General features: G+C 40.6%; 20 protein-coding genes. 4 read left to right on the top strand and 16 right to left on the bottom strand.

Translation table 11 applies throughout. The features are described from left to right. Positions 1-91 precede the first annotated feature (91 nt). Positions 92-1,531: a 16S rRNA (cytosine(1407)-C(5))-methyltransferase RsmF gene (rsmF, locus tag L1267_RS06225; RefSeq protein WP_235382386.1), complete on the top strand. Its 1,440-nt coding sequence runs from the start codon at positions 92-94 to the stop codon at positions 1,529-1,531. 255 nt (positions 1,532-1,786) lie between these two features. Here the strand turns inward: rsmF and L1267_RS06220 are convergent, their stop codons facing one another. The 14 genes from L1267_RS06220 to yceD all read right to left on the bottom strand — a co-directional run bounded on the left by L1267_RS06220 (position 1,787) and on the right by yceD (position 13,639). Then, the gene (locus L1267_RS06220) at positions 1,787-3,643 is read right to left on the bottom strand and encodes an alkaline phosphatase D family protein (protein WP_442960552.1); all 1,857 of its coding nucleotides are present in this window, start codon (positions 3,641-3,643) and stop codon (positions 1,787-1,789) included. Beyond that, on the bottom strand, positions 3,643-4,422 hold the full coding sequence (locus L1267_RS06215) for a TatD family hydrolase (protein WP_235382385.1): 780 nt from the start codon (positions 4,420-4,422) through the stop codon (positions 3,643-3,645). Before L1267_RS06215 ends, L1267_RS06220 begins: the two co-directional genes overlap by 1 nt. Before the next feature lie 13 nt (positions 4,423-4,435). Then, positions 4,436-4,762, bottom strand: coding sequence for a PilZ domain-containing protein (locus L1267_RS06210; RefSeq protein WP_054554720.1), 327 nt, complete (start codon positions 4,760-4,762; stop codon positions 4,436-4,438). Positions 4,763-4,770: 8 nt separating this feature from the next. Then, positions 4,771-5,664, bottom strand: a complete 894-nt coding sequence (locus tag L1267_RS06205; protein ID WP_235382384.1) for a DNA polymerase III subunit — start codon at positions 5,662-5,664, stop codon at positions 4,771-4,773. Position 5,665: 1 nt separating this feature from the next. Beyond that, positions 5,666-6,292: a dTMP kinase gene (gene tmk, locus L1267_RS06200; RefSeq protein WP_235382383.1), complete on the bottom strand. Its 627-nt coding sequence runs from the start codon at positions 6,290-6,292 to the stop codon at positions 5,666-5,668. A gap of 18 nt (positions 6,293-6,310) precedes the next feature. Beyond that, entirely contained in the window at positions 6,311-7,288 is a 978-nt protein-coding gene (gene mltG / locus L1267_RS06195; RefSeq protein WP_235382382.1) for an endolytic transglycosylase MltG, read from the bottom strand. Beyond that, positions 7,285-8,097, bottom strand: a complete 813-nt coding sequence (pabC, locus tag L1267_RS06190; RefSeq protein WP_235382381.1) for an aminodeoxychorismate lyase — start codon at positions 8,095-8,097, stop codon at positions 7,285-7,287. The genes mltG and pabC overlap by 4 nt, the downstream gene beginning before the upstream one ends. A 56-nt stretch (positions 8,098-8,153) precedes the next feature. Next, positions 8,154-9,392: a beta-ketoacyl-ACP synthase II gene (fabF, locus tag L1267_RS06185; protein ID WP_135924341.1), complete on the bottom strand. Its 1,239-nt coding sequence runs from the start codon at positions 9,390-9,392 to the stop codon at positions 8,154-8,156. Positions 9,393-9,663: 271 nt separating this feature from the next. Then, positions 9,664-9,900, bottom strand: coding sequence for an acyl carrier protein (acpP, locus tag L1267_RS06180; protein WP_016707440.1), 237 nt, complete (start codon positions 9,898-9,900; stop codon positions 9,664-9,666). Between the two features lie 238 nt (positions 9,901-10,138). Next, positions 10,139-10,885 (bottom strand): 3-oxoacyl-ACP reductase FabG, encoded by a 747-nt coding sequence (gene fabG / locus L1267_RS06175; RefSeq protein WP_063704919.1) that lies wholly within the window; start codon positions 10,883-10,885, stop codon positions 10,139-10,141. An 11-nt stretch (positions 10,886-10,896) separates the two neighbouring features. After that, positions 10,897-11,823 carry an ACP S-malonyltransferase gene (gene fabD, locus L1267_RS06170; RefSeq protein WP_135924340.1) on the bottom strand — a complete coding sequence of 309 codons (927 nt, stop codon included), beginning with the start codon at positions 11,821-11,823 and terminating at the stop codon, positions 10,897-10,899. Positions 11,824-11,893: 70 nt separating this feature from the next. Continuing rightward, positions 11,894-12,922 carry a phosphate acyltransferase PlsX gene (plsX, locus tag L1267_RS06165; RefSeq protein ID WP_135924339.1) on the bottom strand — a complete coding sequence of 343 codons (1,029 nt, stop codon included), beginning with the start codon at positions 12,920-12,922 and terminating at the stop codon, positions 11,894-11,896. An 11-nt stretch (positions 12,923-12,933) separates the two neighbouring features. Further along, the gene (gene rpmF, locus L1267_RS06160) at positions 12,934-13,104 is read right to left on the bottom strand and encodes a 50S ribosomal protein L32 (RefSeq protein WP_036967969.1); all 171 of its coding nucleotides are present in this window, start codon (positions 13,102-13,104) and stop codon (positions 12,934-12,936) included. Between the two features lie 10 nt (positions 13,105-13,114). Then, positions 13,115-13,639: a 23S rRNA accumulation protein YceD gene (gene yceD, locus L1267_RS06155; protein ID WP_235382380.1), complete on the bottom strand. Its 525-nt coding sequence runs from the start codon at positions 13,637-13,639 to the stop codon at positions 13,115-13,117. 141 nt (positions 13,640-13,780) lie between these two features. Between yceD and L1267_RS06150 the strand changes: the two genes are divergently transcribed. Both L1267_RS06150 and L1267_RS06145 read left to right on the top strand, forming a co-directional pair. Continuing rightward, positions 13,781-14,377: a Maf family protein gene (locus L1267_RS06150; RefSeq protein ID WP_235382379.1), complete on the top strand. Its 597-nt coding sequence runs from the start codon at positions 13,781-13,783 to the stop codon at positions 14,375-14,377. A gap of 53 nt (positions 14,378-14,430) precedes the next feature. Continuing rightward, a complete protein-coding gene (locus L1267_RS06145) occupies positions 14,431-15,513 on the top strand; it encodes a hypothetical protein (RefSeq protein ID WP_235382378.1) in 1,083 nt (360 codons plus the stop codon). A gap of 20 nt (positions 15,514-15,533) precedes the next feature. Here the strand turns inward: L1267_RS06145 and L1267_RS06140 are convergent, their stop codons facing one another. Both L1267_RS06140 and rluC read right to left on the bottom strand, forming a co-directional pair. After that, positions 15,534-16,178 (bottom strand): HAD family hydrolase, encoded by a 645-nt coding sequence (locus L1267_RS06140; RefSeq protein ID WP_235382377.1) that lies wholly within the window; start codon positions 16,176-16,178, stop codon positions 15,534-15,536. Then, a complete protein-coding gene (rluC, locus tag L1267_RS06135) occupies positions 16,165-17,133 on the bottom strand; it encodes a 23S rRNA pseudouridine(955/2504/2580) synthase RluC (RefSeq protein WP_138558443.1) in 969 nt (322 codons plus the stop codon). Before rluC ends, L1267_RS06140 begins: the two co-directional genes overlap by 14 nt. A 619-nt stretch (positions 17,134-17,752) precedes the next feature. Here rluC and rne point away from each other — a divergent pair. Beyond that, the gene (rne, locus tag L1267_RS06130) at positions 17,753-20,956 is read left to right on the top strand and encodes a ribonuclease E (RefSeq protein WP_235382376.1); all 3,204 of its coding nucleotides are present in this window, start codon (positions 17,753-17,755) and stop codon (positions 20,954-20,956) included. Positions 20,957-20,964 lie beyond the last annotated feature (8 nt).

Here is a 20,964-nt window from a genome sequence, read left to right as displayed (position 1 = left end):
TTAATATCGCCCGTAAAAAGCTAAAAATATCCCCTGACAGCGCTATAAATGGTATGATCCGCCTATTATTACGTGACGTGAGAGCCATTTAGTGGACGCTAATACATATATTCCAGATTCATTTATTGATGATGTAAAAAGCTACCTTCCTGAACATTTATCATTAGACGACTTTATTGCAGCCTGTCGTCGCCCACTTAGACGCTCAGTTCGCGTAAATACATTAAAAATGTCAGTCTCAGAATTTCAGCGTCAATGCGCCAAAAAAGGATGGGAGTTAACAGCAATTCCATGGTGCGAAGAAGGATTCTGGTTAACACGTCCAAGTGAGGAAGAAGAAGCCCTTGCAATCGGTAATACCGATTTACACTTAAGTGGCGCTATGTATGTGCAAGAAGCCAGCTCAATGCTGCCGCCGGTTGCACTGAGAGCCGAGGTTGAGCAAAGCAATACGGTATTAGATATGGCATCGGCACCAGGTTCAAAAACATCACAAATCGCTGCCATGATGGATAATAGTGGCGTGTTAGTTGCCAATGAATTGTCCTCGTCACGCTTAAAAGTATTGGCAGCAACCCTCAAACGTATGGGTGTTGGTAACTGTGCGTTATCACATTTTGATGGTGTGATCTTTGGAGATTACATGTATGAGTGCTTCGACAGTATTTTACTAGACGCCCCGTGCTCAGGTGAAGGCACAGTTCGTAAAGATGCAGACGCCCTAAAGAATTGGTCAATCGAATCTAATATTGATATTGCTGCTGTGCAAAAAGCACTCATCAAAAGTGCCTTTTATGCCCTAAAACCCGGCGGCACATTAGTTTATTCGACTTGTACTTTAACACCCCTTGAAAACCAACAAGTGTGCGAATACCTATTAGCTGAGTTCCCTGATTGCATCGAAGTACAATCACTCGATAGCCTGTTCGATGGCGCAGATAAAGCGACAACCAGCGAAGGTTATTTGCACGTTTGGCCGCAAACTTACGATAGTGAAGGTTTCTTCATCGCTAAATTTAAGAAAATAGCGTCAAGCGATAACCCCAATCAAAAAGTTAAGAAAGGCGCATTTCCGTTTGCTAAGTTTGATAAAAAGCAAAGCGAAGCGTTTATGCAAACAATTAAAAAACAGTTCGGTCTAAAATCACTTAAAGGCACCTTAATGCAGCGTGATAAAGAGCTTTGGTTGTTTCCTGATGGCTTTGATGAACTGCAAGATAAAATTAAATACTCACGTTTAGGTATTCAACTTGGTGTAATTCACAAAGGTGGGGTTCGCTTAGCGCATGAATTTGCCACCGTATTTGGTCAAGATTGCGATAAAAATACCTTTGAGATGTCTGCTTGCCAAGCAAACGATTACTTTAACGGTAAAGATATTCGGCTCGAAAAACCAACTCAAGATAATGGTGAAGTAGTGTTAATGTTATGTGGCTGTCCTGTAGGCCTTGGTAAGTGGCAAAAGAATAAAATTAAGAACTCATTACCACGTGATTTAGTACAAAATGCCCAGTTGATAACTTGGGTATAACTTGCGCATAAGGCTTGTATAAAGTAGGCACCTTTTTAGGTAAAAAGCCGTAACAGGCTGATTTTAAACTAGTATAAAATTTGTACATTTACCGTGCAATTTCCTGCTTATTAACTACACTTAAAAGTACTTTCTACTTCTCCCTACTGAATTTAGAAGGTGTTTTTTTATAGTTAGCGCAGGCTCGCACGAGCCACCCCTAAGCCCAGAACAATGCGGATTCGTTCTGGGCGTTTTTTTATTCTGAGTATTCGATTAATGTGTGTTTAAATCGAATTCTGTAATTTGGTTGTCAGCATGAATTAGTTCATATTTTGCGAGCAAACCATCATTGAGCTCTATCAAACTGATAGCTGCATTACTAACCAAATACTTTTGCCCTTCACCCATGGTTTGGTGTTTATCAACTTCCATCTGCCAACGTTTAGTAAAAAAGTTAAGTGGGCTTTTTGGGGCATATAAAATCGAATCTAGCTTATCGAGTACATTAATGAGCTTGCGAGGAAACTCATTTTTAATACCACTGGCGGTTAACTGCCAAATACGGTTTTTATGTTTGCCAAACCGCTTTTGCACTGAAAAACAAAATGAATAATGTACATCACCAGAGAGTATCAAGGTTTCTTTTGGTGTATCTTCACGGCGGAAAGTATCAAGTAGCTTTTTAGCGGAACCTTCGTGGGCCATCCAGTTTTCAACATCAACTAGTAAAGGTTGCCCACAAAAATTAAAAATAGCTTGGATTGCTTCAATTGATTTAACACCAAACACTGGGGCTGGAGATACAATAATCACTTTATCGTGAGACAATAAGCTTTCTTCTAATTCCGTTAGCCTCTCCCAATCAAGTAAGCCAGATGGTTCATTGAAGTTTTGTTCATTACGCCAGCGATGGGTTCGGGTATCGAGCACCACAACTTTGGGTATGGTATTAAGCTCATAATGCCAATGGTTAAAATTGAGTATTAGCTTATCAAAGTCTTTAAAATGCCAACTCTGCTGCTTTAAACTCTGCTTAAAACTTGGCAATAAAGACAATGAGTTAGTACCCGCATCATTACCAATCCCTTGCATTAACCAATAACTAATCAGGCCATTATTTACTATGCGTCGGCTAGCTGGGTGCTGATAAATAGCCTGCTCCCATCCTGCGGTTAAGTTCCAATCATCGGTGACATCATGATCATCAAACATCATCAATGTCGATACATTGGCAAATAATCTTTCGACACTACCAAGGCCTTTTGCGAAACCAAGTAAAGCGTCTTTTTCAAGTTTGAATAAATTAGCGTATTTAGGAGCTAATGCTGGGCATTCAATTGTTTCAAACTCGATTAACTGCCAAGTAATAGTGCTAAAGTTTAGTAAATAAAGCGCTATAAATTCTTGAAAATGGATTAAGTGGTTTTCAGCTTTTAAACTTGAGAAGTGCGGCTCATCTTTTTTGAGCCAATAACCAACACCAAATTTACTGCGTTTTTGCCAAGGCACTTTAGGTAAGTGTAAATGGCGCTTATAAAGTTGTTGTTCAAACCCTGCTGGTAAATCTAAATCAAGTTCGGGCTCTACAAACACACCAAATAAACTAATCACTTTTTCAATCGCAAGTAACATGGGTCCTGCGACATCATCTGCATATATTTGATCGCCAGATAACAATAATAAGTCAGCACCTGCATTAAGAGATTGACGCTGGTCATTTTGCCATTTGTCAGCAGCAACGAGACTATCTTTTGCTGGGTGATGAGGGTTACGACAGGAACCATGAAGAATTCTATCGAGCCTATTGGGGATCACAAATGCAGGAGATTCAGCTCGCTCGTAGCAATAAGACAACAGATCAATGCTTTTATCTTCATCATGTAACGAATAATAGATCAGTGAATCTACTGTAAACTGGCCACTGACTGGCATGACATTGATGAAATTTAAGTAAAGATGTTGCCCTAATTGAATTGACTCTAAGTTAGAGTAAGTATCAACACCTTTAAACTCAATTCGGTATTGGCAAGGCACAGTTGTAACAAATTGAAAGCACACTCGCCCTGCATCTGCTCGGCGTACCATTGGCCCCATTACTAACTGAGGTAAATTTGATACGCCTTGCACCACTACGCCCTTTTAGCTTGATTGAACAACGAGTAAAAGTTGTTAGTTGTTGCTTCGGCTAACTCGTCAAAAGTAAGTCCTTTTAACTCAGCGATGTAGTAAGCTACATCTTCAACGTAGGCTGGTTGATTTGTTTTACCACGATAAGGAACAGGCGCTAAATAGGGTGAGTCTGTTTCAATTAATAAGCGATCAAGCGGGATTTGCTTTACAACATCTTTTAGCTCAACGGCATTTTTAAACGTAACGATACCCGAAATCGAAATATAAAAGCCCATATCAATGGCTTTTTTGGCCATTTCCCAATTTTCTGTAAAGCAGTGTAATACACCACCACAATTCTCTGCATTATGCGCACGCATTAGATTAATGGTGTCTTCTCTGGCATCACGAGTATGAATAATTAGCGGCTTATTGAGCTCATTAGCAACCTCGATATGACCAACAAAACTTTCTTGCTGAACTATATGGGTGTCTTTTGAGTAATAGTAATCTAGACCGGTTTCACCTATCGCAACCACTTTATCGTGGCTAGCAAGTGAAATAAGTTTTTGCTTATCGAGTGCGTCTTTTTGATCAAGTGGGTGAACGCCGCATGATGCAGAAACATCTGGATAGTGTTTGATTTTATCCAGCATCGTTGGGAATTGATCTAAAGTGACACTCACGCACAAGAAATGTTCAACTTTCTTTGCGCGAGCATTTTCAAGTACTTGGTCTAAATTAAGGTCGAGTTTATCGAAATCGAGCCTGTCTAAATGGCAATGAGAATCTACAATCATGGTACTACTTTTATTACATGGTATAGGTCGGATTGCCAGAGTTTAACATAGTACCCAAAAGTTTTTCGATCTTCGCATTCAAATTCGTTTTGTCATCAATAAAATTCACACCGATACCCGGTGGATTTGAACTTTGAGCACCTTGCGGGGTGATCCAAGCAACTTTACCTGTCACTACATCGTCTTCCAATGCATCAGGTAAAGTAACTTTTAATGCAAGTGAATGGCCCATTTCAAAACGCATATTAGTGCGAACAAATAAACCACCATTTTTTAAGTACGGCATGTAACAGCGATATAATTCTTCTAAGTCTTCAATATCTACTAATAATTCTTGCACGATGTATCCTAATTTTGGCTTTCACGTAATGAAAACGCTAACTTCGAAATGGCCAGCGACATATTTAAACCTAGCACATGCGAGCTATTATACAGAAATTCTGCTATGGCTTGTTGCGCTTTTTGGTAGCTGAAAAAATCCATCCCTAATACTAATTTTTCCTTTAAATGTTCTGTTAAAAACAGAACAAATACATTAATCAAGGTGCTATCTTTGCTAAGGATCTCGACTAAAGCACTGAAATTATCGCTGTCTTTTAACTCAGTTGCAAATTTATAGAGGGAATCTATTGAGTCTAATTGCTTTTCATTATACCAATGCTCAATAAGTATTGGCTGCTCTACAAATAGTTCTAACCAAGAATAATGAGGTATATTAAATTCACCCAACCATTTTTTAGCTAGGCTAGGATTTACCTTTACCTCATGAACTGCACAGCGGCTTAAAATTGTGGCTGGCAATAAAGCCAGTTGTTCACAGGTTAGAAGCAGGTATCGATTTAAACTGGGTTCTTCAAGAGTTTTTAACAAGGCATTTGCAGCTGCGGTAGTCATTTTATGACTGTGTTCAAGTACCACCACTTTATTACCATTTTGAGCTGATGAATGATTAATAAAATCTGTAATTTCACGCACTTCATCAACACCAATAGTTTGGCCTTCAGCCTTTACAACGCGCTTGTCGGGATGTGTGTTTGCTCGGTTTAATTGACAGCTTTTACATTTTCCACAGGCAATTAGGTTGTGGGCATTAGAGCACAGTAACGCATCAGCTAACATATCAACTAGCTCACGTTTTCCTACACCGATATCGCCATTAAATAACTGTGCATGATGGAAACGTTGCTGCGAATAGCTTTGAGCTAATTGCTGATATAAAGGTTCAAGCCATGGCAAAGGCATGCTAATTTACACCTTTGAAGAATTCATCAAGCACACTGGTAATAGCTGCATGCACTTCAGGCATGGTTTGATTAGCATCTACTGTTTTGATGCTGTTGTCAGTGCTTGCAATTTCAAGATAACGTTCTCGAGTGCGCTCAAAAAAGCCTAAAGCTTCTTGCTCTATACGGTCTAGTTCACCACGTCCTTTTGCACGTTCAAGACCCACTGCAGGTTCTATATCTAAATATATCGTTAAGTCTGGTTTTAAACCCTTTAGCACCATATCAGCTAAAAAAGAAAGTTGCTCTTGTGCAATCCCACGACCACCCCCTTGATACGCTTGCGATGAGAGATCATGACGATCACCTAACACCCAAGTGCCCTTTTTAAGTGCTGGAGCAATGACATTAGCAACCAGTTGTGAACGTGCCGCATACATAATTAAAAGCTCAGTTTCAGAAGTGACAGTTTCTTGATGAGCCTGTTTTACGATACTACGTAGTTCTTCTGCCATGGGTGTTCCGCCTGGCTCACGCACATTGATAAATTCGATCTGCTTATTTTCTAAATAAGCTTGGCACACGGCAATTGCCGTTGATTTTCCAGCCCCTTCAAGGCCTTCAATCACTATAAATTTCGCTGTCATATGACTCTATTCTGGTTGTTAATTCAATTGATACTGTTTAACTGCGCGATTATGTTCTTGTAACGTTTTCGAAAATTGATGGCTGCCATCTCCCTTCGAGACAAAATACACGTACTCAGACTCAGGCGGATTAACTGCCGCAAGTAGCGCTGCTTTCGATGGCATGGCTATTGGTGTTGGCGGTAAACCTTTTATTTTATATGTATTATACGGTGTATACGTTGTTAAATCTTTGCGCTTAATATCACCATCAAAATCCGCACCTATACCATAGATAACTGTCGGATCGGTTTGCAAACGCATATTGGTTTTTAAACGATTAGTAAATACTGCCGAAATTAATGGTCGCTCAGAAGCAAGGCCGGTTTCTTTTTCAATAATCGACGCGAGAATTAAAGCTTCATAGGGTGAGTTTAAAACTAAATCTGGCGCTCTTTTTTGCCATGCAGCCTCTAATTCTTGCTGCATTTTGCTGTATGCGCGTTTTAATAAGCCACTGGCACTATCTTCACTATGGTAATGATAGGTGTCTGGGAACAACCAGCCTTCTAAATTTTCTTGCGTGTTACTAATCTGAGTCGCTAAATTTTCTGGATCTAAATCTTGTGTTAAATGAGGTTGTTTTGCTATGTTTGCCACTACTTCACGAAGAGGTTGCCCTTCAATAATTGTAAAGCTAAAGCTTACTTGTGCGCCTTCATTGATACGGCGAATATTATCAATCACAGCGCTTGTATCAAGTTCATACAGACCCGCTTTTAAATCAGTAAGAGTCGGATCTAATTTAGCGAGTACCTGAAATTTAAAGCAGCTATCAACCCATTGTTTTGCTTGCCATGCTTGGCAGAGTTGATTAAAGCCAGTGCCGCGCTCTACTTTGAATAAAGTACTGTTTTCAACTTTTAACGGCATTTTTAGTGCTGATTGAAGCTGTTGATAGCCAATACCACAACATAGCAATGCTAATAACAGCACGCTAACAATGACTTTTATCACGTATTCTCCTTGGCAAACTGCGCCGCTAATAGCGCGTTACTGCGTACAATATCAAACTGTGTATCAGCAATACTTGTAACCGGAACCACACCCATTAAACTGTTGCACATAAATACGGCATCCATAGCTAGCAACTCATCCAGTTGGATTGCTTTAAACTCAATGGCTAACTTACCACATAAAGCGTTTAGATAAACCCCTGTAATACCGCAGCCATCTAACTTGGGTGAAACGATTTTACCGTTTTTAATGGCGAATATATTTGCAGCTGAGCACTCAATCACATTATTTTTATAGTCAAGCACCACAACGTCATCACACTCAACAGTATGCATGTGCTTTTTTATAAGTACTTGCTCTAAACGATTTAGGGTTTTTAGTCCAGCAAGTAACGGTTGGTATGCAAGTCTCACGTCACTTATTGCTAATTTAACACCCTGCTGTTGCCAGGATTGATAGTGTGAAACCTGAGGTAATACAGTGATAAGAATTTGGATATTGGGTGTATCTGGTAAACCATAACCACGACCACCTGCGCCACGAGTGACGACTATTTTTAAAATACCCGTTTGTGTATCACTAATTGCTTGGTTAACTTCACACTCAATTGCGGTTAAATCTAACTCTGGGAAAAATAGCCTTTGTGCGCATTCTTCTAAACGCGCTTTATGTAAATCCCAGTGCTCAACCTCTGAGTCCACCACTGAGGCGGTCGTGAAAAAGCCATCACCGTAATTTAAGCCACGATCTTGTGTGCTTATTGTGGTGTCTGGTGCGGTTATTTTTATTGTTTGTTTTAATTTACTCATACAAAAAAGCCCAGTTAAACAACTGGGCTCTTCTTTTAGTCCGTTGTTAAAAAGAATTATACCTTTTTAAACAGCAACGAGCCATTAGTACCACCAAAACCAAATGAATTACATAGTGCGTAATCCAATTTAGCGTCACGTGCAGTGTGCGGTACATAATCTAAATCACAACCTTCATCAGGGTTATCAAGGTTGATTGTAGGGCTTACTTTCTGGTCAACAAGTGACAAGATAGTAATAATTGACTCTACTGAGCCTGCTGCACCTAACAAGTGGCCCATCATTGATTTAGATGAACTTACCATCACATCTTTCGCTGCATCACCAAAAATAGTTTTAACGGCTGATGTTTCGGCTTTATCGCCTGCATTAGTCGATGTACCATGAGCATTAATATAACCAACTTGGTCTGCATTAACTTGTGCATCGTTTAATGCATTTTCCATCGCCAGTGCTGCGCCTGCACCGTCTTCAGGTGGAGAAGTCATGTGATATGCATCACCACTCATACCAAAACCTACCAGTTCAGCGTAGATTTTCGCACCACGTGCTTTTGCATGCTCATATTCTTCAAGTACGATAACACCGGCACCATCAGCAAGAACAAAACCGTCACGGTCTTTATCCCAAGGGCGTGATGCTGCTTGTGGATCGTCGTTACGTGTTGATAGTGCACGTGCCGCATTAAAGCCACCCATACCAATTGGTGTAGATGCTTTTTCTGCACCACCGGCTACCATTGCGTCTGCATCACCGTATGCAATCATACGCGCAGCATGACCAATGTTATGTAAGCCTGTTGTACATGCCGTAACAATTGAAATGTTTGGACCACGTAAACCATGCATAATCGATAAATGGCCCGAGATCATATTGATAATAGTCGAAGGCACATAAAATGGTGAAAGCTTACGCGGACCACTATTTAGTAGTTTAATGTGGTTTTCTTCGATTAACGTCAAACCACCAATGCCAGAACCCACTGCAACACCAACGCGCGTGGCGTTTTGTTCAGTGATCTCTAGACCAGAATCTTGTAGTGCTTGTACACCCGCTGCAATGCCATATTGGATAAACAAATCCATTTTCTTTGCATCTTTCGGTGACATGTAAGCTGATGCATCAAAGTCATTCAGCAAACCTGCGAATTTGGTGCCGAAACTTGAGGTATCGAAATGTGTGATAGTTTGAATACCACTTTTACCGTTTAACAAACCTTGCCAAGTAGATTCAACATCATTACCTAGCGGTGTCAACATTCCTAAGCCAGTTACGACGACTCGACGTTTAGCCACGGGTTGCCTCCAATAAGGAAATTATTTTAGGTAGGTGTAAACCAAATTATACCAATAACGTTATATCGCGTCATTTGAAGAAAAAGCTAAATTGGTAATATGGCAAAAGTTTCATTGTTAGTGATTTTGAATCAGAAACTTCCACTACATTGTTGCTAGGCTTCACCTTCATAATTAGCAATTTTTACTGCTAATTGGTAATAATTAGTATCATTCTATAGATAGACTAAGGGCAGCTAAACGCTGCCCTTAAAAATCAAAATGCGTAAAATTACTCAGCGTGAGCTGTAACGTAATCGATTGCAGCTTGAACTGTAGTGATCTTTTCAGCTTCTTCGTCTGGGATCTCAGTGTCGAACTCTTCTTCAAGAGCCATTACTAGTTCTACAGTGTCAAGTGAGTCAGCACCTAAGTCGTCAACGAAAGAAGCTTCATGTTTTACTTCTTCTTCTTTAACACCTAGTTGCTCAATGATAATTTTCTTTACGCGTTCTTGGATGTCGCTCATTCTTCTTTCCTTTATTAAAAACGCCAATGCGTTATTTTCAGATTGCGGCGTAGTTTACGCCGCATAATTCTGTGATTCAAGGATTTGCTGATAATTACTTATCTGGTCAAACCTCTTGATTGGTATTTGTTCATTTATCGCTTATTTTCATAGCGAATTCAAGTATGTTTAAAGCAAGATCACAAAAAATTCAACAATTTTCGATAATCTTTCGTTAGCAAATTTTTGCCAACTTTCATTAAACCATGTACATCGCGCCATTTACGTGCAATGTTTCGCCTGATACATACGCAGCAGCGTCAGATGCTAAATAACACACTGCAGCAGCAATTTCTTCAGGTTGACCTAAACGACCAGCAGGTACATTTGCAAGCGTAGCTGCTTTTTGCTCATCAGTCAGCTCATCTGTCATGTCTGTTTGGATAAAACCTGGCGCTACTACATTAACTGTAATACCACGTGAGGCAACTTCGCGTGCTAATGACTTAGTAAAACCAATAACACCCGCTTTCGCCGCGGCGTAGTTTGCCTGACCCGCGTTACCCATAGTGCCCACTACAGAACCAATATTAATGATACGGCCATTTTTCTTTTTCATCATAGGGCGTAATACAGCCTTTGATAAACGGAAAATTGAGCTTAAGTTAGTGTCGATGATGTCATCCCACTCACCGTCTTTCATACGCATTAATAAGTTATCACGGGTGATACCCGCATTGTTAACTAATACGTCAATATCACCTAAATCAGCCTTAATTGCAGCAAGTGTTGCCTCAATCGACTCAGGATCGGTTACGTTAAGAGCATAGCCTTTACCGTTGTCACCTAAGTATTCACTGATTTTAGCAGCACCTGATTCGCTTGTTGCAGTACCCGCTACTTTTGCACCTTGTGCAACTAACGTGTTTGCAATTGCTTTACCAATACCACGGCTTGCACCAGTGATTAGGACAACCTTGCCCTCAAGAGAAAATAAATTTGTCATTCTATTCCTACTTATTTCGCTTCATCAATCGTAGCTTGCGTATTAACCGCAGCGCATACCATTGCTTTATCAATTCGTTTCGCAAGACCCGTTAAAACTTTACCAGGGCCAAACTCATAGCTTTGTGTAATACCTTGTGCAACCAATGCTTGTACTGTTTCAGTCCAGCGTACTGGGCTGTATAGTTGACGTACTAATGCATCTTTAATTGCTTCGCTTGATTGCTCAGCTTTTACATCAACGTTGTTGATTACATCACACTTAGGTGTATTAAATGTTAAAGCAGCTAAATCAGCAGCTAATTTTTCAGCGGCTGGTTTCATTAGTTCACAGTGAGAAGGTACGCTAACTGCAAGTGGTAAAGCACGTTTAGCGCCGGCTTCTTTACATGCTTCTGATGCACGCTCAACCGCCGCTTTGTGACCTGCAATTACAACTTGACCTGGAGAGTTGTAGTTTACTGGTGAAACAACGTCACCATTTGCTGACGCTTCACAGGCAGCTTTAATTTCATCATCACCTAAACCGATGATTGCAGCCATAGAACCAACACCCGCAGGTACTGCTTCTTGCATGTATAAACCACGGTTCTCAACAAGTTTAACGGCTTCGCTTAAGCTTACAACGCCAGCACAAACAAGCGCTGAATATTCGCCTAAACTGTGACCGGCCATAACAACATCAGCTTCAGGGTTTGCGTCTAACCATTGACGGTAAATAGCAACACTGGCAGTAAGAAGTGCTGGTTGTGTACGATGGGTTTGATTTAATTCTTCTTCTGGACCATTAAGTACAAGTGCAGCTAGATCATAGCCAAGTGCTTCAGATGCTTCAGCGAATGTTGCTTTAGCAATTTGTGAATCAGCTAATAGTTCAGATAACATGCCCACAGCTTGTGAGCCTTGACCTGGAAATACGAGTGCAATTTTATGTGCCATACTTTGCTCTTATAATTAAACAAAAAAATATTCATCAGTAGGCAGCATAACAAGTTTTAACTATGCTGCACTACTTTGTTGTTGGATGTGTTTGCTCAAAAATCGCAGCGATTTTTTCAGGGAGTTGGCGTTCGACTTCCCGCGCGGCTTCATCAATAGCAGCATGAAACGCCTTCGCAGAGGCATTACCATGGCTTTTAACAACAATACCGCGCAATCCTACCAGACTTGCGCCGTTATACTGGTCGGGGTTCACCCGCTTGTAGAGTTTTTTTATCACTGGACGTAATAAAAATGCTAAACACTTGTATAAGAAATGTTTGTGTAAGGCTTTGGTGAGTTTATGCATGATGAGTTTGGCAATACCCTCACAGGTTTTTAATGCCACATTACCTACAAATCCTTCGCAAACTATAACATCGGCTTTGCCACTGAAAATATCACTACCTTCACTATAACCTGTGTAATTAAGATATTTACACTGCTGCATTAACTGTGCAGCCTGTTTTATTCCTTCGTGCCCTTTTATGTCTTCAGAGCCAATATTCAATAAACTAACTCTAGGATTTTCACAACCTAGAGCTTGCCCTGCTACCACAGACCCCATAATGCCAAATTGATAAAGTGTTTGTGCATCACAATGCACATTGGCACCTAAATCTAACAAATAGACAGGGTTTTTACGTTCAGTTGGAACAGCAGAAATTAATGCAGGGCGTTTTACGCCTGGAAGCATCTTTAATACATAATGCGCCATAAAAAATAATGCGCCCGTATTACCAGAGCTTACACATGCTTGCGCTTCACCCGATTTAACTAAATCAAGGGCAACTCGCATTGAAGAATCTTTTTTAGAACGAACTGCTAAAGCGGGTTCACACGCATTAGTAACGACTTCGCTACAATGACGAATAATTAAACGAGGGTGTGAAACAGAATCGAGTGCTTCGAGTTCTTTTAGAATAACCTGCTGATTACCACATAAGATGAGTCTTAAGTTGGTATTCGCATTAACTGCGTTTACTGCAGCGGGGATAGATGAACGGGGGCCGTAATCGCCCCCCATCATATCTAACGCTATGGTTAGATTGGTCAGCATATAGCAATCTCTTAGTTAGAAATTACTTTAACGCCTTTATAGTAACCGTCAGCAGTTACGTGGTGACGACGGTGAGTCTCACCAGAAACTTGATCTACAGTTAAAGTTGGACCACTGATCGCATCGTGTGAACGGCGCATGCCGCGTCTTGCACGAGACTTTTTGCTTTTTTGTACAGCCATTAGTCTTCTCCTAAGAATCTTTCTTAAGTTGTTTCAAAATATCAAATGGATTTGGTTTGTCATCTTTTGCTGCTAATTTACCAAAGCTGGCAGGCTCTGATGAATAACTGCACGAGGTTTCGTTGTGTGTAGGCACTATTGGAATAGCCAAAATCAATTCGTCTTCGATTAACTCAAATACGTTGATTTCACCGTTTTCGTCCAGTTCTACTTCATCGTAACCTGCAGGTAGATGTTCTGACTCTGCATCCAAACCAACTGGCGAATACACAAAGTCTTGTTCCAAATCCAACCCTAATTCACCATTGCAGCGTTGACAAGTTACAGTTACATGTGTTGATAAGTTTCCACTTATTACCACTAAACCTTGCTCATCAATTTTGCAATGAATCTTTACCGCTATTTCACCTGCTTCTTCCTGCACAACTTGCTCTAAACGAGAAAGTTTTTCAAGCGGTACAATACCGTCATACGTTAAACGATGTTGTGCTGCTTTGCTGGGATGAAGAGTGATGGGAATTTTCACCTTTTGCATAGGGGCTGCATCATATAGATAGTTAGTAAGTTAGTCAAAGTAAAAAACCATTTTTAGCCGGTTTTTAACGATCTTCTGCTTTGTTTTCGGATTCAATGTGGCTTATCCTTGGCAAAATACAATTTTCATCCAGAATTTATTATGAAACCAACACTTATATTAGCGTCAAGCTCACCATTTAGACAGCAATTATTAACTAAATTCAATCTACCTTTTGAAAGTTTCTCTCCAGATATTGACGAAACCCCTTTTAAAGCTGAAACACCCGAGCAATTGGTAGCGCGTTTAAGTGAACAAAAAGCCCGTGAAGCAATAAAGCATTTTGATGAAGGTTTAGTCATAGGCTCTGATCAGGTTGCGGTATTCAGCAATACAATTTTAGGTAAGCCTCATACTAAAGAGAATGCTATTAAGCAACTATCGACATTTAGTGGCCATACAGTGACATTTTTAACGGGTTTGAGTGTATTTGATATAAAAAGTGGTAAAGCAATTACTACCGTAGTGCCCTTTGATGTGACATTTAAAACGCTCACATTTGAGCAAATTAATGCCTATTGTGATGCTGAACAACCATACAATTGTGCTGGAAGCTTCAAAAGTGAAGGGTTAGGTATTTGCCTATTTGAAAAACTCAGTGGCGATGACCCTAATACATTGATAGGCCTGCCACTGATCACATTAACTAAACTACTGGCTGAGTTTGGTGTTGACGTATTGACATGCCGCAATACTTAGTAAAATCTATTAAATAACATAGATTAAAATTCAAGCTAAAAAGGAAAGGCTTTATGACTCGACAAGGATTGTTAAAAACTTTTTTTCTATCAGGGTTAAGTTTGTTTACGGGCAAAATACATGCCTCACAAGAATTAATAGAAGTTTACTCATGCAATACGTGTAATTATGAAAAAGCCAAAACAATTGCTAAAGAACACCTCGCCCAGCCTGACTGCCAATGGGAACCTTCATCTAATGAAAGGTTAAACCTTAGTCAGCCTATTTTAAAATGCGATACTTCATCGAAAAACTTGATAATAGCAAATCCATTAGATAAAAGAGCTTTTAAATTTAATGTTAAAGCGACAAACAACTCATCAACTCCTCAAGAAAAGGAGATTATCTCAACGATCGAAAGCTTGTCATTAACCACCTCAGAAAAAGATTTATTAAAAGCTTTTTACAATATAGACAGAGGTTTCAGAACCGCAGTATCGAAAAGTTCTTACATAATATCCTCTAAAATACAAAGTCCGCTTGAGCTTAAATCAACGAGTTCAAATAACGAAGATAGTTGTGCCTCACACCCAATTAGTTATTTTGGCAATCAACAATATCAAGCTAACCTCCATGAAGATTTAACAAAACTCATAGAAAAAGAACTTTTTGATGCAAATTGGTTTGATAACTTTAAAGTCTCTGATGTGACTGAAAGTGTGCTAAAACTCAGTAAAGGCGACTTTGGATTTCAAATAAGTCTTCAACACAATGAAATAGGCTCTTATATTAGTAAGGTTTATGGAAGTTCGGATAACCTTTTAAACTTTGAAGTGAAATATAATGGTGAATTTAATATTGGTGGTACTCGTAAATTAAACTTAACTTACAAGTTAAACCGTGGCGCATCGACTATAGATGGTATTAGAATGAACTTATTATTCAGTCCTGTAGTAGATTTAACCGATGTTGCTATTTCAAATTGTTTAAGTGATTTTATTGAGGAAAATAGTAAAGTAATTGAAACGATTGATAGCCACACACGTAGTAATAAGCATTTAGCAAGAAGTTGTAGCCGAAAAATTAAAAAGGAATTGTGCTCTACTGAACACAATGGCCAAAAATGTACAAACTCGATTATTAGCTTGCGTTGTTAGTGTTTAAATTGGCTAAGCAGTTAAAGCAAATATTGCTTTAACTGCTGGTATGAATCAACAACACATAACGGCGTATGTTTTTGTAACTGCGCCGGGCTATGAGCGCCAAAACTAACACCAATACAGGCAATACCTGCAGCGTTAGCCATTGCCATATCGAGTTGGCTATCGCCAATCATTACGGCATCACGTTTAGCTATGCCCTGCTCGTGCAAAATTTGCTCAAGCATATCCGGTGATGGCTTCGACTTAGCATCATCTGAGCATTTTACATTTACAAAGTACTGACCAAGACCTGACTCATTAAGTAATCTGTCGATGCCTTCACGCCCTTTACCGGTAGCCACAGCGAGTTGCATGCCAGCCTCGCTTAGCTGCTTTAGCACAGTTTCTACATCTGCAAATAGCGGCGTAGGTGTTACATCCAACTCACGATACTGCGCTTTATAACCTGCCACTAGCTCATCGTTTAAATGTGCATGGGCAGGAAAAAGCACTTCAGCGGCTTTTGTCAGCGACAAACCGATAACATCCTTGGCTTGCTGTTCAGATGGAATATCAATTCCTAATTCACGAGCCGTATTACGCAAACAGTTGACGATTTTTGGCACTGAGTCCATTACAGTGCCATCCCAATCAAAAATAACTAACTTAAACTTGTTCATTATCTGCACGTAGCTTTTTGATACAGTTTTGAAGTGCATTATCTAATGGCGCTTCAACATGCATAGTCGTTTCATTTTTAGGGTGCATAAAACGCAAATCATGGGCATGTAAGAATAAACGATTCAACCCAGTTAACTTATTCACGTACTGATCAAACTCTGCCACACCGTATTTATCATCACACGCAATTGGGTGGCCTTTGCATTGTGTATGCACACGAATTTGGTGTGTACGGCCAGTAACTGGCGATGCTTGTACTAATGAGCATTCAGCATAACGCTCAAGGACACGAAAACGTGTATGCGATGGTTTACCCTCGGTATTATCTACACGCACTACTCGCTCACCTGATTTTAAGGTGTTTTTACGAAGCCCTTCAGTAACGTTTTTAGTTTTCGCATCCCATTGACCATCAACAAGTGCCCAATAGTTTTTTTCCATGGTTTTTTCGCGCAACTGCTTATGTAAATCAGTAAGCACTGAACGACGTTTTGAGATAAGTAAACAGCCTGATGTGTCGCGGTCTAATCGATGGACAAGCTCTAAGCTGCGCTCTTCAGGACGAAGCACACGTAGTGCTTCGATTAAGCCATAGCTTAAGCCACTGCCACCGTGAACAGCCATTCCTGAAGGTTTGTTGATAACCATTAAATACTTGTCTTCAAACAAAATCGCATCTTCAAGTTGTTTAACTTTATCAAGTTTCTTCGGAACGAACTCTTCCTTTTCAGCGACTTTAATAGGTGGAATGCGAACAACATCGTTAAGTTGTAATTTGTAAACAGGTTTAATGCGTTTTTTATTTACTCGCACTTCGCCTTTACGAAGGATTTTGTAAACTGCACTTTTAGGCACACCTTTTAGGTGGGTAATAAGAAAGTTATCAATACGTTGACCTAGATGGTCTTCACTGATGGTAACAAACGAAACTTGTAAGCCGGTTTTTTCTGACATTGCCTAATCACTGATTTAAGTAAATAATTTAGTTGCTAACCCGGTTGTATTAGTGGGATAATCACCGCTGCGAACATAAGTTTGCAAGTAACAACGGTGCTTTTATCACATTAATACATTCGTGATGCATATTCTGGGTTGCCGATCATACAGATCCGCGCTAAGTTTTCCAAAGCTTTTATAATTACCCAGCCAACACGAGCGTTCAATTATCGGCGGTGCGCGTAATATATCGCCTGAATAATTTGAGCACGAATGTTGATTAATGAACATAAAAAGCAATTGAACAAGATAAATTGACTGATAGTGACAACGTAACATCGTCATTCAGAAGCAGCTGTTGTAGCAAGACATTGAATAAAAATTGAAATCTGGTCGACTTCAGGACAAAACTCGTAAATTAAAACCGCAAAAAATGCGGCAGTTTTGGCACCAAATAGAATCTAATAACATGACAGCATGTTATTGTCTGCCACACTATACTGATGCTCAATGTAAGCAAACAACCTAGGGTTTTGACTTTACCCAGTCGTGAGACTGCACAAGAATAACCGTCAAATACCACTGAACAGACGATTTTACTTCGTCATGTCAGCGACAAAATTAGTAGAGTAACAATATGAAACGTATGCTAATCAATGCGACGCAGCAAGAAGAAATGCGCGTTGCACTGGTTGATGGCCAGCGCCTGTATGATTTAGACATAGAGAGCCCGGGTCACGAACAAAAAAAAGCAAATATTTACAAGGGTAAAATTACCCGTATCGAACCATCACTAGAAGCTGCCTTTGTAGATTATGGCGCTGAAAGACATGGTTTCCTTCCACTTAAAGAAATAGCTCGCACCTACTTCCCACAAGGCTATACGTTCCAAGGCCGTCCGAACATTCGTGACGTGATCAAAGAAGGCCAGGAAGTTATCGTGCAAGTTGATAAAGAAGAGCGTGGCCAAAAAGGTGCTGCGTTAACAACCTTTATCAGTGTTGCTGGTAGCTATTTAGTACTTATGCCGAACAACCCACGTGCAGGTGGTATTTCTCGCCGTATCGAAGGTGATGAGCGTACTGAACTTAAAGAAGCACTAAGCCGTTTAGAACTTCCTAAAGGTATGGGCTTAATTGTTCGTACTGCAGGTGTTGGTAAGTCTTTTGAAGAACTAGAGTACGACTTAAAAGCATTATTGGTGCATTGGCAAGCTATTCAGCAAGCAGCTGACAGTGGCCCTGCTCCGTTCTTAATTCACCAAGAAAGCAACGTAATATTCCGCGCGATTCGTGACTATTTACGTCGTGATATTGGCGAAATATTAATTGATAAAGCACGTGTATTCGAAGAAGCGAAAGCGCACATTGAGCGTTTCCGCCCAGACTTCATGAGCCGCGTTAAGCTTTATCAAGGTGATGTGCCGCTATTTACTCATTACCAGATAGAAAGCCAAATCGAATCAGCTTTCCAACGTGAAGTTCGCTTACCATCAGGTGGCTCAATTGTAATTGATCCAACTGAAGCGTTAACATCTATCGATATTAACTCGTCAAAAGCCACTAAAGGCGGTGATATCGAAGAAACTGCGCTTAATACAAACTTAGAAGCAGCAGACGAAATTGCGCGTCAATTACGTTTACGTGATTTAGGTGGTCTTATTGTTATCGATTTCATCGATATGACCCCACCACGTCACCAACGTGAAGTTGAGAACCGTTTAAAAGATGCCGCTCGCCCTGATAGAGCACGTGTTCAAATCGGTAAGATCTCACGCTTTGGTCTACTTGAAATGTCGCGTCAACGCTTACGCCCTTCATTAGGCGAAGCGAGCCAAGGCCCATGCCCTCGTTGTAATGGTCAAGGTACTATTCGCTCAAACGAATCAATTGCTCTGTCTATCCTTCGCTTAATCGAAGAAGAAGCAATTAAAGACAACACATCACAAGTTAATGCACAAGTGCCTGTTGCTGTTGCCGCTTACTTGTTAAACGAAAAGCGTCGTAGTGTTCAGCGCATCGAAAAGCGCCACAACGTTGATGTAGTGATCATTCCTAATCAACACATGGAAACGCCACATTACGAAGTAATTCGCTTACGTAAAGACGAAACAATCGAAACAGTGAGCTACGAGCAAGTTGTTGCGCCTGAGCCAGAAGCATTTGAAATGGCTAAAGCGCCTACAGCACCAGTTCGTGAAGAGCCAGTTTTAAAAGGTGTCGTTATGCCGACTACACCGGCTCCTCAAGCAGCACCTAAAGCTGAGCAAGCAACTCCTGCAGCTAAAAAGTCTGAAGGTGGTTTATTTGCTGCAATTGGTAAGTTCTTCAAATCGTTATTTAGTACTACTGAAGACGAAACAGAGAAAGAGCAAGAAGAGAAAAAGGCAGCACAAAGACGAAGCAATAATCGTCGCAACAACGATAACCGTCGTCGTAGCAACAATCAGCGCCGTCGTAACTCTCGTAACAAACGCCCTGAAGACGCACAGGCAAAAGAAGAAAATACAAATACTTCAACACCTGAGCAAAAAGAAGGTAACGAAAATCGTAACAAGCGTCGTCGTAATTCTAACAACAGAAAGCGTAATGAAAAACGCACTGATGATGTAGAGCAAACGACAAAAGAAACGGCACAAGAAACACAGTCTGAGCAACCAAAGGAAACTAAACCTAAGGTTCGTCGTCAACGCCGTAACTTGCGCAAGAAAGTTCGCGTTAAAGACGAAAATGCAGATGATGCGAATTCAGTACAAACTAATGAACCGGTAGAGCAAGCACCAAAAGCTGAAAAACCAGCTAAGCCTGCAAAAGAATCGGTTGCAGTTGAGACTGAACAAGCAGAGCAACCAGTTGCTGAATCACAAGTAAAAGCTGAACCAGTGAAAGCTGACGCTGAGCCAAAACAAACAGAGCAAGTTGAATCCGTAGTTGAAGCATCAACTGATGAAGAACAAGCTCAACCTCGTACTCGCTCTCGTCGTTCACCGCGTCATTTACGTGCCGCTGGTCAACGTCGTCGTCGCCCAGAGCAAGACGAAAAATCAAGTGATGCGAAAAGTGACGCTCCTGCGTTTATTCCAGTCGCTGATCAAGCCGCTGCAGAGTATGAAGCTGAGTTAAAAGCAAAGCAGTCACAAACTGAACAGCCAGTACAAGCTGAAGAATCAGTTAAAGCTGAAGAACCAGTAAAAGCTGAAGAACCAGTAAAAGCTGAAGAACCAGTTAAAGCTGAAGAACCAGTTAAAGCTGAAGAGCCAGTAAAAGCTGAAGAGCCAGTAAAAGCTGACGAACCAGTAAAAGCTGACGAACCAGTAAAAGCTGACGAACCAGTACAAGCTGAAGAGCCAGTTAAAGCTGAAGAACTAGTAAAAGCTGAAGAGCCAGTTATAGCTGACGAACCAGTACAAGCTGATGAGCCAGTACAAGCTGACGAACCAGTACAAGCTGAAGAGCCAGCACAATCTGACGAACCAGCACAAGCTGAAGAGCCAGTACAGGCTGAAGAGCCAGTTAAAGCTGACGAACCAGTACAGGCTGAAGAGCCAGTACAAGCTGACGAACCAGTACAAGCTGAAGAGCCAGTTAAAGCTGAAGAGCCAGTACAAGCTGAAGAAGCTAAACCAACACCTAACAATGAAAAAACAATGTTAGTTAAAGGTTCAGCAAGCGCAGCAATGGCAAAACCAGCGCCAGTTGCAGACAGCGAGCCACAACCTACTCCGGCGGCTATGGCACATGATAAACGTGACGCTATTCCTGATAGTGGTCTACGCCCAGGTTCAGTAAAACCTGCAGGTAGAGCGCGAGCAGAAATGACGAAAACATTATCTGCCGACTAGTTGATAGC

The sequence above is a fragment of the Pseudoalteromonas sp. OFAV1 genome, from assembly GCF_021532595.1.
Taxonomy (GTDB): domain Bacteria; phylum Pseudomonadota; class Gammaproteobacteria; order Enterobacterales; family Alteromonadaceae; genus Pseudoalteromonas; species Pseudoalteromonas lipolytica_C.
This window is presented reverse-complemented; position numbering and strand designations above follow the sequence as displayed.

Excerpts from the sequence above, each read along its gene's own strand:
- L1267_RS06150 (WP_235382379.1), top strand. The coding sequence starts at position 13,781 with ATGAAACCAACACTTATATTAGCGTCAAGCTCACCATTTAGACAGCAA.
- fabD (WP_135924340.1), bottom strand. The coding sequence starts at position 11,823 with ATGGCACATAAAATTGCACTCGTATTTCCAGGTCAAGGCTCACAAGCT.
- tmk (WP_235382383.1), bottom strand. The coding sequence starts at position 6,292 with ATGACAGCGAAATTTATAGTGATTGAAGGCCTTGAAGGGGCTGGAAAA.
- yceD (WP_235382380.1), bottom strand. The coding sequence starts at position 13,639 with ATGCAAAAGGTGAAAATTCCCATCACTCTTCATCCCAGCAAAGCAGCA.
- pabC (WP_235382381.1), bottom strand. The coding sequence starts at position 8,097 with ATGAGTAAATTAAAACAAACAATAAAAATAACCGCACCAGACACCACA.
- rpmF (WP_036967969.1), bottom strand. The coding sequence starts at position 13,104 with ATGGCTGTACAAAAAAGCAAAAAGTCTCGTGCAAGACGCGGCATGCGC.
- rluC (WP_138558443.1), bottom strand. The coding sequence starts at position 17,133 with ATGTCAGAAAAAACCGGCTTACAAGTTTCGTTTGTTACCATCAGTGAA.
- plsX (WP_135924339.1), bottom strand. The coding sequence starts at position 12,922 with ATGCTGACCAATCTAACCATAGCGTTAGATATGATGGGGGGCGATTAC.
- L1267_RS06140 (WP_235382377.1), bottom strand. The coding sequence starts at position 16,178 with ATGAACAAGTTTAAGTTAGTTATTTTTGATTGGGATGGCACTGTAATG.
- fabG (WP_063704919.1), bottom strand. The coding sequence starts at position 10,885 with ATGACAAATTTATTTTCTCTTGAGGGCAAGGTTGTCCTAATCACTGGT.
- acpP (WP_016707440.1), bottom strand. The coding sequence starts at position 9,900 with ATGAGCGACATCCAAGAACGCGTAAAGAAAATTATCATTGAGCAACTA.
- L1267_RS06215 (WP_235382385.1), bottom strand. The coding sequence starts at position 4,422 with ATGATTGTAGATTCTCATTGCCATTTAGACAGGCTCGATTTCGATAAA.
- L1267_RS06205 (WP_235382384.1), bottom strand. The coding sequence starts at position 5,664 with ATGCCTTTGCCATGGCTTGAACCTTTATATCAGCAATTAGCTCAAAGC.
- rne (WP_235382376.1), top strand. The coding sequence starts at position 17,753 with ATGAAACGTATGCTAATCAATGCGACGCAGCAAGAAGAAATGCGCGTT.
- L1267_RS06145 (WP_235382378.1), top strand. The coding sequence starts at position 14,431 with ATGACTCGACAAGGATTGTTAAAAACTTTTTTTCTATCAGGGTTAAGT.